Annotated in this window: 13 protein-coding genes; 8 read left to right on the top strand and 5 right to left on the bottom strand. The window is 68.4% G+C overall.

Going from position 1 to position 13,704, the window contains the following annotated elements:
• The gene (gene gatB, locus ABD866_RS09750) at positions 1 to 1,449 is read left to right on the top strand and encodes an Asp-tRNA(Asn)/Glu-tRNA(Gln) amidotransferase subunit GatB (protein WP_345063946.1); all 1,449 of its coding nucleotides are present in this window, start codon (positions 1 to 3) and stop codon (positions 1,447 to 1,449) included.
• A 42-nt stretch (positions 1,450 to 1,491) separates the two neighbouring features.
• On the opposite strand, the gene ABD866_RS09745 is transcribed toward gatB, so the two are convergent.
• Together ABD866_RS09745 and pyrE are read right to left on the bottom strand one after the other, a co-directional pair.
• Positions 1,492 to 2,142, bottom strand: a complete 651-nt coding sequence (locus tag ABD866_RS09745; protein WP_345063943.1) for a DUF4124 domain-containing protein — start codon at positions 2,140 to 2,142, stop codon at positions 1,492 to 1,494.
• 38 nt (positions 2,143 to 2,180) lie between these two features.
• The gene (gene pyrE, locus ABD866_RS09740) at positions 2,181 to 2,879 is read right to left on the bottom strand and encodes an orotate phosphoribosyltransferase (RefSeq protein WP_345063941.1); all 699 of its coding nucleotides are present in this window, start codon (positions 2,877 to 2,879) and stop codon (positions 2,181 to 2,183) included.
• Positions 2,880 to 2,889: 10 nt separating this feature from the next.
• Here pyrE and ABD866_RS09735 point away from each other — a divergent pair, with 10 nt between their 5' ends.
• From ABD866_RS09735 to ABD866_RS09725, 3 genes are all read left to right on the top strand, one after another.
• On the top strand, positions 2,890 to 3,693 hold the full coding sequence (locus ABD866_RS09735; protein WP_345064475.1) for an exodeoxyribonuclease III: 804 nt from the start codon (positions 2,890 to 2,892) through the stop codon (positions 3,691 to 3,693).
• A 71-nt stretch (positions 3,694 to 3,764) separates the two neighbouring features.
• The gene (locus ABD866_RS09730; protein WP_345063938.1) at positions 3,765 to 5,669 is read left to right on the top strand and encodes a GspE/PulE family protein; all 1,905 of its coding nucleotides are present in this window, start codon (positions 3,765 to 3,767) and stop codon (positions 5,667 to 5,669) included.
• A 42-nt stretch (positions 5,670 to 5,711) separates the two neighbouring features.
• Complete coding sequence (locus ABD866_RS09725; RefSeq protein ID WP_345063935.1) at positions 5,712 to 6,350, top strand: MBL fold metallo-hydrolase; 639 nt, start codon at positions 5,712 to 5,714, stop codon at positions 6,348 to 6,350.
• A 302-nt stretch (positions 6,351 to 6,652) separates the two neighbouring features.
• Here the strand turns inward: ABD866_RS09725 and ABD866_RS09720 are convergent, their stop codons facing one another.
• Positions 6,653 to 7,504: a M48 family metallopeptidase gene (locus tag ABD866_RS09720; protein WP_345063932.1), complete on the bottom strand. Its 852-nt coding sequence runs from the start codon at positions 7,502 to 7,504 to the stop codon at positions 6,653 to 6,655.
• Between the two features lie 33 nt (positions 7,505 to 7,537).
• Here ABD866_RS09720 and ABD866_RS09715 point away from each other — a divergent pair, with 33 nt between their 5' ends.
• From ABD866_RS09715 to ABD866_RS09700, 4 genes are all read left to right on the top strand, one after another.
• The gene (locus ABD866_RS09715) at positions 7,538 to 8,974 is read left to right on the top strand and encodes an AmpG family muropeptide MFS transporter (RefSeq protein ID WP_345063929.1); all 1,437 of its coding nucleotides are present in this window, start codon (positions 7,538 to 7,540) and stop codon (positions 8,972 to 8,974) included.
• Positions 8,971 to 9,522 (top strand): isochorismatase family protein, encoded by a 552-nt coding sequence (locus tag ABD866_RS09710; RefSeq protein WP_345063925.1) that lies wholly within the window; start codon positions 8,971 to 8,973, stop codon positions 9,520 to 9,522. The genes ABD866_RS09715 and ABD866_RS09710 overlap by 4 nt, the downstream gene beginning before the upstream one ends.
• Before the next feature lie 91 nt (positions 9,523 to 9,613).
• A complete protein-coding gene (locus tag ABD866_RS09705; protein ID WP_345063922.1) occupies positions 9,614 to 10,342 on the top strand; it encodes a response regulator in 729 nt (242 codons plus the stop codon).
• A 45-nt stretch (positions 10,343 to 10,387) separates the two neighbouring features.
• Complete coding sequence (locus ABD866_RS09700) at positions 10,388 to 11,635, top strand: HAMP domain-containing sensor histidine kinase (protein WP_345063920.1); 1,248 nt, start codon at positions 10,388 to 10,390, stop codon at positions 11,633 to 11,635.
• Between the two features lie 10 nt (positions 11,636 to 11,645).
• On the opposite strand, the gene ABD866_RS09695 is transcribed toward ABD866_RS09700, so the two are convergent.
• Both ABD866_RS09695 and ABD866_RS09690 read right to left on the bottom strand, forming a co-directional pair.
• A complete protein-coding gene (locus ABD866_RS09695) occupies positions 11,646 to 12,851 on the bottom strand; it encodes a GGDEF domain-containing protein (RefSeq protein ID WP_345063917.1) in 1,206 nt (401 codons plus the stop codon).
• Positions 12,848 to 13,696 (bottom strand): LysR family transcriptional regulator, encoded by an 849-nt coding sequence (locus ABD866_RS09690; protein WP_345063914.1) that lies wholly within the window; start codon positions 13,694 to 13,696, stop codon positions 12,848 to 12,850. The genes ABD866_RS09695 and ABD866_RS09690 overlap by 4 nt, the downstream gene beginning before the upstream one ends.
• Positions 13,697 to 13,704 lie beyond the last annotated feature (8 nt).

Below are 13,704 nucleotides of genomic sequence, written 5' to 3'. Positions count from 1 at the left end.
ATGAGCACGAGCAAACTGATCCAAGGCTACGAAGTCGTGATCGGCTTCGAAACCCACGCCCAACTTGCCACCCAGAGCAAGATCTTCAGCCGCGCGCCCACAGCCTTCGGGGCCGAACCCAACACCCAGGCCTGCGCCGTGGACCTGGCCCTGCCTGGCACGCTGCCCGTGATGAACCGCGAGGCCGTGGCCTGCGCCATCCGCCTGGGCCTGGCGCTGGGCTCGCATGTCGCGCCGTACAGCGTGTTCGCACGCAAAAACTACTTCTACCCCGACCTGCCCAAGGGCTACCAGATCAGCCAGTTCGAGATCCCGGTGGTGCAAGGCGGCGAGGTGTCGTTCTACCTGGGTGATGAGAAAAAGACCGTGCGCCTGGTGCGTGCGCACCTCGAAGAAGATGCGGGCAAGTCGCTGCACGAGGACTTCATCGGCCAGTCGGGTATCGACCTCAACCGCGCGGGCACGCCCCTGCTGGAGATCGTGACCGAGCCCGACATCCGCAGCAGCGAAGAGGCCGTGGCCTATGCGCGCGAACTGCACAAGATCGTGACCTGGATCGGCATCTGCGACGGCAACATGCAGGAAGGCAGCTTCCGCTGCGACGCCAACGTGTCCGTGCGCAAGCCCGGCCAGCCGCTAGGCACGCGCCGCGAGATCAAGAACCTGAACTCGTTCAAGTTCATGCAGCAGGCCATCGACTATGAGATCCGCTGGCAGATCGAGCAGATCGAGGACGGCCATGCGATCCAGCAGGCCACCGTGCTGTTCGACCCGGACACGGGCGAAACCCGCGCCATGCGCACCAAGGAAGACGCGGCCGACTACCGCTACTTTCCGGACCCCGACCTGCCACCGCTACACATTTCAGAGCAATGGATCGAGCAGGAACGAGCACAAATGCCCGAATTGCCTCGGGCCATGGCTGCGCGTTTCATGGCCGACTACGGCCTGCCCGAGTACGACGCCACCACGCTCACACAGAGCAAGGCCATGGGCGCGTACTTTGAAGCCACGGCCAAGGAGTGCGGGCAAGCCAAGCTGGCTTCCAACTGGGTGATGGGCGAACTCTCGCGCCGCCTGAACACCGAAGAGATTGGCATCGAGCAGGCCAAGGTCAGCAGCACGCAGCTCGCGGCGCTGATCCGCCGCATTCAGGACGGCACCATCAGCAACAACGCTGCCAAGCAGGTGTTTGATGTGCTCTGGAGCGGCGAAGCCACCGAGGTGGACGCCGTGATCGAGGCCAAGGGCCTCAAGCAGATGAACGATACCGGCGCGCTGGAGAAGATCGTCGACGAGGTCATCGCTGCCAACCCGGACAACGTGGCCCAGTTCAAGTCCGGCAAGGACAAGGCCTTCAACGCGCTGGTCGGTCAGGTCATGAAGGCCAGCAAGGGCAAAGCCAACCCGCAGCAGGTGAACGACCTGTTGCGCGCGCGCCTGGCCTGAGTGCTGTCGCCTCCACCCGGCGGGGTGGGGGTGCCGCAGGCCCTAGCGCGCGCCGCTGGCAGGGGGGGCGCCCAGCGGCAGTACGGGCACCATGCGCTGCGCCTCCCACAAGCGCTGCAGCGTGGCCAGTTCGGCATCGAAACGCTGGTGCACGCGGCGCTTTTCCTGCTCCTGGGTCACCAGATAGCGCTGACGCTCGGCAATGTCTTCTTCGTTTTCCGCGATGCGACGGCGCAACACGACCGGGGCCTTGGTGGGGTCCTTCTTGTAGAACTCCATCTCGGTGTCGTAGCCCTTGCGGATGGCCTGCAGCTCTCCGATGCGCTTGTGCGCAATCGTCATGAGGTCGTCGATCTGCGACAGCGCCGCGGCGCGCTCGGCGTCGTGGGCGGCCTTGTCCGGATACCGCGCCAGCAGGGCACGCTCGCGCCGGCGTTCTTCAAGCTGGCGGTTGCGCTCTTCGGCCTCTCGCCGTCGCTGCTGCTCCAGCTCGGCCCGCTCCACCTCGGTCAGCGTGGGGCCGATCTGGCGGCGCACGGTGCCCGAGGGGCTGAGTTCTTTCTGTTCACGGTCAGCACATTCGGGAATGGGCCGGTCGGCCGTGATGCGACGGCCATTGCGGTCCACGCAGGTGAAGATCCCAGACGAACTGGGCTGGGCCCATACCTCGGCGACCACCAGGGTGGCCCACACTGCCGCTCCGATGATCCGCGCCGAGGTGCCCAATCCGCTTACCTTTCGTTGACTCCGTAACGCTGGCGATAGGCCAGCACCCGTTGGTGGTGAGCGGCCATCTCGGGCTCGCCCTTGCCTTCGAGGTACAGCAATAAGTCTGCCAGGCGGGCAATGGCGCACACCTGCAGGCCCAGCTGATGGCGCACATACTGCACTGCACTGTGCTCGACGTCTTGGCCATTTTCAGTGGCTTTTTCCTGGCGGTCCAGTGCAATTGCGACGGCGTGCGGCGTGGCACCGGCCGCGCGGATCAGCGCAATCGACTCACGGGCCGCCGTGCCAGCCGACATCACGTCGTCGATGATCAATACGCGCCCGGCCAGCGGCGCGCCCACCAGCGTGCCGCCCTCGCCATGGTCTTTGGCCTCCTTGCGGTTGTAGGCAAAAGGCACGTTGCGGCCGCGCCGGGCCAGTTCCACCGCCACCGTAGCGGCCAGCGGAATGCCCTTGTAGGCCGGGCCGAACACCATGTCGAACTCGATGCCGCTTTCCAGCAGGGCTTTTGCATAGAATTCTGCGAGCAGGCCGAGCTTGCGGCCGTCATCGAACAGGCCTGCGTTGAAGAAATACGGGCTCAGGCGTCCTGCCTTGGTCTTGAACTCTCCAAACCGGAGCACCCCCGCTTCCACGGCAAACCGTACGAAATCCTGCGCCAGCTGGCCCTGCGCCAGGTTGGGCGTGCCTGCATCCACCATGGGTTCTTCCTTGTTCAAGTTAACCAGCCTCAATCTCAATGGCATCCGCTCGGCCAGTACCAAGGGCGTCGAGCGCTGGATCGCCACCACGCGGCCGGATTGTATTTGCGTGCAGGAGGTCAAGGCCCAGGCGGCCGACCTGGCCGGGCGCTTCGAGCAGTTGGACGAGATGCGCGGGCATTTCCACCTCGCGCAGAAGAAGGGCTACTCGGGCGTGGGCGTGTACACGCGCCACGAGCCCAGCGACGTGCTGGCGGGCTTCGGCTGCGAGGAGTTCGACGCCGAGGGCCGCTATGTGGAGCTGCGCTTTGACACCCCGGCACGCCGCCTGTCCATCATCAGCGCGTACTTTCCGAGTGGCTCGTCGGGCGAAGAGCGCCAGCAGGCCAAGTTCCGCTTCCTGGAGCGCTTTCACCCGCACCTGATGGCGCTGAAGGCCTCGCGCGAGTTCATCCTGTGCGGCGACCTGAACATAGCGCACCAGCAGATCGACCTGAAGAACTGGCGCAGCAACCAGAAGAACAGCGGTTTTCTGCCCGAAGAGCGCGCCTGGATGACAAAGTTGTTGCACACAGAAGATGCGGACGGCGGCCTGGTGGACGTTTACCGCCAGTTGCAGCCCACCGCCACCGACACCGCCTACACCTGGTGGAGCAACCGCGGCCAGGCCTATGCCAAGAACGTGGGCTGGCGGCTCGACTACCACTTGGCCACGCCCGCGCTGGCCGCACTGGCGCGGCAGGAGGCGATCTACAAGGACGAGAAGTTCTCGGACCACGCGCCGATCACCATCGACTACGAATTCCGGCTCTGACACCGCCCGGGGCCGCGGCCGCTGACCGCGCCTGACCGGGGTCTGCCCGCACGCCGCCACGCCAGCCCGCCATGACCGACACCGCCACCCCCTTGAAGACCGCGCCCGCCAGCGTGCAGCCGGCCAGCACCGACGCCTTGTGGCAGCTGGTGACCACACCCCACCCGGTGGTGGGCCGCGCGCCGCACCTGGGGCAGGCGCTGGTGCAGGCGGGCCTCGTGCGCGAGGAGGACCTGTCGTACGGCCTGCAGCAACAGCAGCAGGAGCGCGCGCAGGGCCAGCACCGGTTGATTGGCCAGATCCTGCGCGAGCGCACCGGCCTGTCGGCCGAGCAGCTGCGGCTGGCGATTGCCGCCTGGCTGGGCGACTTCACCGTGCACCCCGGTCACCTGAGCCCCGAGCCCCAGGCCCTGTCGCTGGTGCCGCGCCACCTGGCCGAGCGCGAATCGGTGCTGCCGCTGATGCTGCGCGACGATGCGCTGGTGCTGCTCATGGCCGATCCGTACGACCGCACGCTGCTCGATGAACTGCGCTTTCTCACGCAGCGGCGGCTGGTGCCGCTGCAGGCCGCGCCGGGCACGCTGATGCCGGCCATCCACCAGGCCTACCGCGTGCACCCCGCAGGCCCGGCCTCGGCGGTGGCCGAACGCGCATCGGCGCAGGAGCTGGCCACGCACCTGGTCACGGCCGAAGGCGACGGCGAGAGCGAGCAGGCCGACGTGGTGAGCGAGTCCGACAACACGCTGGTGCGGCTCATCAACACCATGATCGACGAGGCGATCCGCCACCGCGCCTCGGACATCCACATCGAGACCGAGCCCGCGCCGCAGAGCGTGCGCATCCGCCTGCGCATCGACGGCACGCTCACGCCCTACCTGGAGCTGCCTGCACGCTACCGTTTCGCGATGGTGGCGCGCATCAAGATCATGGCGGGCATGGACATCTCCGAGCACCGCAAGCCGCAGGACGGCAAGATCGACTTCGCGCGCTTCGGCGGCCCACCGGTGGAACTGCGCGTGGTCACCGTGCCGACCTCGCACGGGCTCGAAGACGTGGTGCTGCGCCTGCTGGCGGGTGCCAAGCCGCTGCCGCTGGAGCAGATCGGACTGAGCCCGGCGAACCTGGCGGCCATCCGCACGCTGGTGCAAAAGAGCTACGGCCTGGTGCTGGTGTGCGGCCCCACGGGCTGCGGCAAAACGACCACGCTGCACTCGGTGGTGCGCGACATCAACACCGCGGGCCGCAAGATCTGGACGGCCGAAGACCCGATCGAGATCACGCAAAGCGGACTGCGGCAGGTGCAGGTCAACGCGCGCATCGGCTGGACCTTTGCCGCCGCCATGCGCACGTTTTTGCGCGCCGACCCGGACGTGATCATGATCGGCGAGATGCGCGACGAGGAGACCGCGCGCATCGCCGTCGAGGCCTCGCTCACCGGGCACCTGGTGCTGTCCACCCTGCACACCAATTCGGCCCCCGAAAGCATCGCGCGGCTGCTCGAAATCGGTCTGGACCCGTTCAATTTTTCGGATTCGCTGCTGGGCATCCTGGCGCAGCGCCTAGTGCGCCGCCTGTGCACGCACTGCGCGCGGCCCGAGCCCGCGAGCGACGAGGCGCTGGCCTCGCTCGCATCCCAATACCTGGGCAGCGGCGGCAGCAACACGCCCGAGGCGCGCAGCGCCCTGGTGACCGCATGGCGCCGTCGCCACGGTGGCACGGATGGCCGCCCGCGCCTGTGGCGTGCCGTGGGCTGCACGCAGTGCGAGGGCCACGGCTACCGCGGCCGGCTCGGCATCCACGAGCTGATGGTCAGCGACGATGCGATCCGCCACCAGATCCGCCACCGCGCACCGGCGGCCGAGATCCGGCAGTCGGCCTTGGCGCAGGGCATGCTCACGCTGCGGCAAGACGGCATCGAAAAGGTGCTGCAAGGCCTGACCGACCTGCCCGAAGTGCTGGCTGCCACCAACCTCTGACCCGGCGCAGGCCGCGCCTGCGCCACTGCCCCATCCCCCCACATGCTGCACTACCACACCATCCCCGTCACCGCCTTTGCCCAGAACTGCTCGCTGCTGTGGTGCGACGCCACACAGCAGGCCGCGCTGATCGACCCGGGCGGCGATCTGGACACGCTGCTGGCCGAAGTGCAGGCGCGCGGCCTCACGCTGGCGCAGATCTGGCTCACGCACGCGCACATCGACCACGCGGGCGGCACGGGCGAGCTGGCCCAGCGCCTGGGGCTGCCTATCGTGGGCCCGCACCCGGGCGACCAGTTCTGGATCGACGCGCTGCCCCAGCAAAGTGCGATGTTCGGATTTCCGCCCGCGCAGCACTTCACGCCCACGCGCTGGCTGCAGGACGGCGACACGGTGCAGATCGGGCACGAGACGCTGCACGTGCGCCACTGCCCGGGCCACACACCCGGCCACGTGGTGTTCCATGCGCCGCAGATCGACCGCGCCTTTGTGGGCGATGTGCTGTTTGCCGGCAGCATCGGGCGCACCGATTTTCCGCAGGGCAACCACCAGCAACTCATCGACAGCATCACCCAGCGGCTGTGGCCCATGGGCGACCAGACGGTGTTCATCCCCGGCCACGGGCCCGAGAGCACCTTCGGCCGCGAGCGGCGGCTCAACCCCTACGTGCAGGGCACCTGAGCGCTGCCTACGCGGCGTGGCGCGCCGTCAGCCCGTGTCGCCCACCCTGACGGCCGCTATGTATTTGATAGCTGGTTGTGCTTGACTTTGCTGGTTCAGCGCCCGATTTGGCACTGAAGCACGCCCACACTCACCCGGCGTGGTGCGCCGCATCGCTACGTGCAGGGCACCTGAGCGCCGCCTGCGCGGCGTGGCGCGCTGTCAGCCCGTGTCGCCCTCCAAGAATCGCTATAAATTTAATAGCTGGTCGTGCTTGACTTTTCTGCTTCAGCGCCCGATTTGGCACTGAAGCACGCCCGCACTCACCCGGCGCGGCGCGCCGCGTCGTACAGGCCCTGCACCTTGGGCACGTTCTCCTGCAGCTCGCGGATGCGGTCGGGCCCGCTCGGGTGGGTGGACAGAAAGGCCAGGCTGCCCTCCTTGCCGCCCGTGGCCTCGCCCATCTTGCGCCACAGGCTCACGCTGGCCTGCGGGTCGTAGGCACCGCGCGCCGCCAGCTCCAGGCCCACCAAATCGGCCTCGGTCTCGTCGGAGCGGCTGAACTTCAGGCTCAGCAACTGCGTGCCCAGATTGGCCGCCGCATGGCCCAGGTCGCCCAGGCCCAGCAGTTGCGCACCGATCGAAAGCCCCAGCCCGGTGGCCTGCGTCTTGGCGATGCGCGCGCGCGCATGCTCGCGCAGCGCATGGGCCATTTCGTGGCCCATGATCATCGCGGTCTCGTCGTCGCTGAGCTTGAGCTGGTCCAGAATGCCCGTGTAGAAAGCGATCTTGCCGCCGGGCATGCAAAAGGCGTTGATCTGGCGGCTGGCGATCAGGTTGACCTCCCAGCGCCAGCCCCGAGCGCGCTCGTTCCAGCGCGCCGCAAACGGGATCAGCTTGCGCGCAATCGCGTGCAGGCGTTCAAGCTGCGGATGCCCCTCGGGCGCAAGCGCACGCTTGGCCCGCGCCTGCTGCAGCATCTGGTGGTACTGCTGCTGGGCCGAGTTTTCGAGCGACTCGGCCGGCACCAGGCGGCGCATGCCCGAGGCGTTGCCCACATCCACCTGCGCCAGCGCGGGCCCAGCCACCGCCGCACCGGCAGCCAGCACAAAGGCGCGGCGGGCGTTCCAGGGCGATGCAGCGGCGGGCTGCGGGGCAAAGCAGAGGCGGCACATGCAGGAATAATAGACAAAAACCCCAGGGGCCCCATGTCCGACGCCATGCCATCTTCTTCCGCCTCTGCGCCTGCGGGCTCCGCCCCCCCTCCCCCCCGCCGCTCTTGGCGTGCCGCGCTGGCCGTGTACCTGGAGCCCGCCAGCCTGCGCATGCTCACCCTGGGCTTCGCGGCGGGGCTGCCGCTGCTGCTCGTACTGGGCACGCTGTCGTTCCGGCTGCGCGAGGCGGGCATTGACCGCAGCACCATCGGCTATTTGAGCTGGGTGGGCCTGGCCTATGGCTTCAAATGGGTGTGGGCGCCGCTCGTGGACCGCATGCCCCTGCCCGGCCTCACGCCCTGGCTCGGGCGGCGGCGCAGCTGGTTGCTGCTGTCGCAGGCGGTGATCGTGGCGGGCCTGGTGGGCATGGCACTGGCCGATCCGCGCAATACCCTGGGCCCCATCGTCTGGTGCGCGCTGGCCGTGGCCTTTGGTTCGGCCACGCAGGACATCGCGCTGGATGCCTTCCGCATCGAATCGGCCGAGGCCGACAAGCAGGCCGCACTGGCCGCGTCGTACCAGACGGGCTACCGGCTGGCGATGATCTGGGCCGGCGCGGGCGTGCTCTGGATTGCCGCGCGCGCCGAAGCGCCAGCGCTGGCGGCCGCTGCAGGCAGCGCCGCCGCCGCGGGCGCTGCCTACCAGAACGCCGCCTGGCAGACCGCCTACCTGGTGATGGCCGCGTCCATGGCCGTGGGCGTGGTCACGGTGCTGTTCTCACGCGAGCCGCGTCCGCAGCCACTGCCCCCCGCGCGCGGCCCGGCCGAATGGCTGCAGGGTGCAGTGGTCGAGCCCTTTGCCGACTTTCTGCGCCGCTACCGCTGGCAGGCGGTGCTGATCCTGGCGCTGATCGCGGTGTACCGCATCAGCGACATCGTGATGGGCATCATGGCCAACCCGTTTTATGTGGACATGGGCTTCACCAAAGACGAAGTGGCCGCCGTCACCAAGGTGTACGGCGTGATCATGACGCTGGTAGGCGCCTTCGTGGGCGGCGTGCTGTCCATGCGCCTGGGCGTGCTGCGCATCCTCATGCTGGGGGCGGTGCTCAGCGCAGGCAGCAACCTGCTGTTTGCCTGGCTGGCCGGGCATGGGCATGACGTGACGGCGCTGATCGCCGTGGTGTCGGCCGACAACCTGTCCGGCGGCATCGCCTCGGCGGCGTTCATCGCCTACCTGTCGGGGCTGACCAACGTGAGCTACTCCGCCACGCAGTACGCGCTGTTCAGCTCGATGATGCTGCTTGTGCCCAAATGGCTCGCAGGCTTCTCGGGCCAGTTCGTCGACCTGCACGGCTACCCCACTTTCTTCATGGGGACGGCGCTGCTCGGCCTGCCTGTGTTGCTGCTGATTGCGCTGGCCGCCCGCTATGCGCCGGTGAACCCGGCCTCTCCACCTCCAACCGAAGCGGCGCAGCCGCCCCAGCCATGACCACCGCCCTTGTCGTGATCGACGTGCAGTCGGCTTTGTTCGACCCTGCCCCCCGCCCGGCCGATGCCGACGCCGTGCTCGCGCGCATTGCCGCCCTGGCCGCCAGTGCCCGCGCAGCGCATGTGCCCGTGCTGTGGGTGCACCACGAACAGGCGGGCAGCCCGCTGGCCCGCCACAGCCCCGGCTGGGCCTTGGCCGCTGGGCTGGAGGCCGCCCCCCAGGACACGGTGATCCACAAGACCACCCCCGACAGCTTTTTGCGCACCGACCTCGGCGAACGCCTGGCCGAGCGCGGCGTGCGGGAGCTGGTGGTCTGCGGCTATGCGAGCGAGTTCTGCGTGGACACCACGGTGCGCAGCGCCGCCGGGCGCGGCTTTGCCGTGCGGCTGGTGGCCGATGCGCACACCACACACGACAAGCCGCACGCCAGCGGCGCGCAGATCCGCGCGCACGAAAACGCCACCTTGCCCGCCATCCGCAGCTTTGGCGTTTCGATTGCCGCAGTGCCCGCCGATGCGGTGCGCTGGACCACGCCACCCGCGGCCTGAAGGTTGCACCCGGCCGGGTTTACCTTTCTTTACGCACAAGACATCCGACCGCACGCTCGGCACGCGATGATCGTCCGTTGAGGATCTGCCCATGCCCGCCACCGCCGCCCACCTGCTGATGATCGAAGACGACGCCCGCCTGGCCGACATGGTGGGCGAGTACCTGGGGCAGTCGGGCTTCTCGGTGGCGCACCGCGGCGATGGGCGCAGTGGCCTCGGGCTGCTGGAAGGCACCGAAGGGGCGCCACAGCCCGACCTGGTGATCCTGGATCTGATGCTGCCCGACATCGACGGTCTGGAAGTGTGCCGACGCATCCGCGCATTGCCGGGCGCAGCTGCCCGCGTGCCGGTGCTCATGCTCACGGCCAAGGGCGATCCGATGGACCGCATCATCGGTCTGGAGATCGGGGCCGACGACTACCTACCCAAGCCCTTCGAGCCGCGCGAGCTGCTCGCGCGCATCCGCGCCATCCTGCGCCGCCGCGGGGACGCAGCGGCCGGCGGTGCGGCGCACACGATGCGCTTCGGCAGCCTGGAGATCGACCGCGACGCACGCGCCGTGACCGTCGCCGGCCAGACGGCCGAGCTGACTTCTTACCAGTTCGACCTGCTGGTGGCCCTGGCCGAGCGCGCAGGCCGCGTGCTCACGCGCGACCAGATCATGGAGGCCGTGCGCGGCCGCGAACTGGAAGCCTTCGACCGGTCCATCGATGTGCACATGGGGCGCATCCGCGCGGCCATTGAGGCCGACCCCAAGAACCCCAAGCGCATCCTCACGGTGCGCGGCGTGGGCTATGTGTTTGCCAAGCAGCAGGACTGAGCAGCGCACCGCCCGCGCTGCTGCGCTGACATCGCCCCGTTTCGCATGAACCCCCTGCGCGTTGTCTCCCGGCGTCTGTACCTGCGCATCTGGTTGGCGGTGGTGGGCGGCGTGGCCGTGCTCACCTTGCTGGTCGGTTGGGCATGGCGGGTGGCTGCAGAGCAGAACGTGCAGACCCTGTCGCCTCCTTCGCGCGAAGTCGTGCTGCGCAATGCCCAGGGCGAGGTGCTGTGGCGCGGCATGGCCACGCGCCAGCCAGGGCCGCCGCATGAGGGCCTGGAGCTGCGCATCGACACCGACGCAGGCGAGGGTTACACGCTGCAAATGGCCCCGCGTGCACCCCGCCAGGGCCGGGCCGGCCGGGTGCCCGGCAGTGCCCCCCCGCCACACGATGCGGCTTTCTGGACCAGACCACCGTTCGGATTCGTCTGGATGCTGGGCCTGGTCGGGCTGGCGGTGGCCGTGGGGGTATTCCCCATCATCCGCCGCCTGACGCAGCGACTTGAGGCACTGCAGCGCAGCGTCCAGCGGTTTGGCGAAGGCGACCTGTCGGTGCGCGTGCCCGTGCGAGGTGAGGACGAGGTGGCCGATCTGGCACGGCAGTTCAACGCCGCGGCCGAACGGGTAGAAAAGCTCGTGCAGACCCACAAATCACTGCTGGCCAATGCGTCGCATGAGCTGCGCTCGCCGCTCACGCGCATCCGCATGGGGCTGGAGCTGATGGGCGGGCAGCAGCCATCTCCTGCGTTCCGCGCCGAAATCCTGCGCAACATTGCCGAGCTGGACCAGCTGGTGGATGAGATCCTGCTGGCCAGCCGGCTGGACGCCCGCGAAGCCGAGGTGGGTACCGTTGAGGAAGTGGATCTGCTGGGCTTGGCTGCGGAGGAATGCGCGCGGGTGGATGCCGACCTGGACCTGCAGGCGGACCCGGCCCGTCTTCAGGTGCGGGGCGTGGGCAAGCTGCTGCGACGTGCGGTGCGCAACTTGCTGGAAAACGCCCGCCGCTACAGCCAGGGCCCAGTGGCGCTGACCCTGCGGCGCGAGGGGGCGTGGGTGGAGTTGCGGGTCTGCGACCGCGGCCCCGGCGTGCCCCCGGACCAGCGCGAGCGCATCTTCGAGCCCTTCTACCGACTGCCGGGCGCCAGCGAGCGAGCGGGCGGCGTAGGCCTGGGGTTAGCGCTGGTGCGCTCAATTGCGGAACGCCACAACGGCCAGGTGCACTGCGAAGACCACGCTGGAGGCGGCGCCTGCTTTGTGCTGCGCCTGCCAGCGCACCCACCGCTTGGCACCTGAGGCTTGGGCCTTAGCCCTCCCTCGGTGGCGCGGAGCCTTCGCGTGGCAGCTCGTCCGGGCTGCCCGACACCACCACCCGGTTGCGACCGGTTCGCTTGGCCGTGTACATGGCATGGTCGGCTGCGTCGATCAAAGCTTGCATCTCGCTGGGCGTGGCCAGCGGCATCACATGCACGCCGATGCTGATGGTCACACGGATGTCCTCGGGCTCCCAAGGCACGACCAGGCGCTCGACCCGCGTGCGCAGGTGTTCTGCCAGGGTGGCGGCCCCCACCTCTCCGGTGCCGGGTAAGACCACCAGAAACTCCTCGCCGCCGTAGCGGCCGAGAAAGTCCTGGGCGCGCAGCCCCCCCTTGAGACACTGGGCCACGGCGGCCAGCACCGCGTCGCCCGCGACGTGGCCCCAGGTATCGTTCACGCGCTTGAATCGGTCGATGTCCAACATCAGCACAGCCACCGGGCGCTGCTCGCGCGCCGCCTGGGCCAGCGTGCGGTGCAATTGTTCCAGCAAGGCTTTGCGGTTGGGAACGCCCGTCAACGCGTCGATCAGGGCCTCCTGCACATGGTCGGCATCCACACGCTCCTTGCTCATCAGCACGTAGCCCACCGTCAACACCACCAAACCTGTCAGCCCCAACAGGAAGGCAGCACTCTGCACGGGATGCGGCTCAAAGGGCTTCGCGAGCGCAGTGTGCCCCAGGGCTAAAGCGCCGAGCCGCAGCAAGAACACCGCCAGTACCAGTGCAGCGCCAAGCATCAGGACACAACGCCCCCGCCCTGGCATGGCATCACGCCATCGATGCGTTGCGAGCAGCAGGCCGACCCACTGCAAGGCAAACAGCGCATTCAACACGCCGAACCGGAGAACAGGCCGGTCTGCCAGCACCCAGGACACCGCCGCCACCATCGCCACGGGCGCCAGCACGCGCCACCACGGCCAGCGAGTGTGCCGAAAGCCTGCTAGCGCCCACAAGGCTGTCGCATAGGACGCAGCCAGCAGGGCATTGCCTGTCGCCAGCCCGAGCCGCGGCCAAGGCAGCCAGCCCAGCGCGAGCAGCACGCCGAAGCTCAAGCCCATGAGGGCCAGCCCCGCGCCCCACACGCCGAGCCCGTCCGGCTCACGCTGTCCCCAGGCCGCGAGGCCCACCGCCAGCGCCAAGGCAAACGCCACCAGCGTCAGGACGACGGCCAAGGTCGGGACATGCAGGGCGCTCATGCGTGCAACTCCTGAGCGCCTTGTGCGATGCGTGTCCACAGCGCTTCCAAGGATGGCGGCCGCTGCGCAGTGCGCGTCACCAACCATGTGGTCTGGCGAGCCCAGACCGGAGCGAGGGGGCGCTGAAGCACCGAAGCCGCATCGCTCAGAGCCAGCACCGATCGTGGCACCAAGCCCATGCCCATGCCTGCGGCCACCGAGGCGATCAAGGCATGGTAGGAGCCGATCTCGACGGTGCTGTGAACCTCGGGATGTTGGGAACGCGCCCAGGCTAGAGCCACCGCACGGTAGGCACATCCTTGCGCGAAACACACCAGCGTAGACGGCTGTGGCAGGTCCTGCGGAGCGATCAGCACGAGTTCTTCCACGCACACCGGCGTCCAGCACCACGCGGGCTGTGTCACGGGGCCGGCCACCAAAACAGCGTCCAGCGCCCCCTCGTGGAGTTGATCGATCAACGCCTGGGTGGTCCCAGTGCGCAGCACCAGTTCCAGGCCAGGGTGCTCGGCCCGCAGCCGGGCCAGGGGGCGGGGCAGGCGGGCCGCAGCGGTGCTTTCCATGGCTCCGAGGCGTAGCAGGTCCGGGCATTGCGGCCGTTGCATCGCTTGACGCAGCGCCAGCAGTTCGTTCACCACAGGGGCACTGCGTTCGTACAGCCGTTGCCCTTCAGGAGTCAGTTGGAGTCGACGTCCCTGGCGCTTGAACAGGGGCATGCCCAATTGCGTCTCCAGCGCGGCCAGCCGGGCCGACACGCTGGACTGCACCCGATGGAGACGACGCGCCGCCGCCGAGATCCCGCCGTGTTCCACCACGGCGCGAAAAGTCTGCAGATCCGCAAAGTCCATGGGGCGCC

The organism is Acidovorax lacteus, assembly GCF_039540375.1.
GTDB lineage: Bacteria > Pseudomonadota > Gammaproteobacteria > Burkholderiales > Burkholderiaceae_C > Acidovorax_G > Acidovorax_G lacteus.
This window is presented reverse-complemented; position numbering and strand designations above follow the sequence as displayed.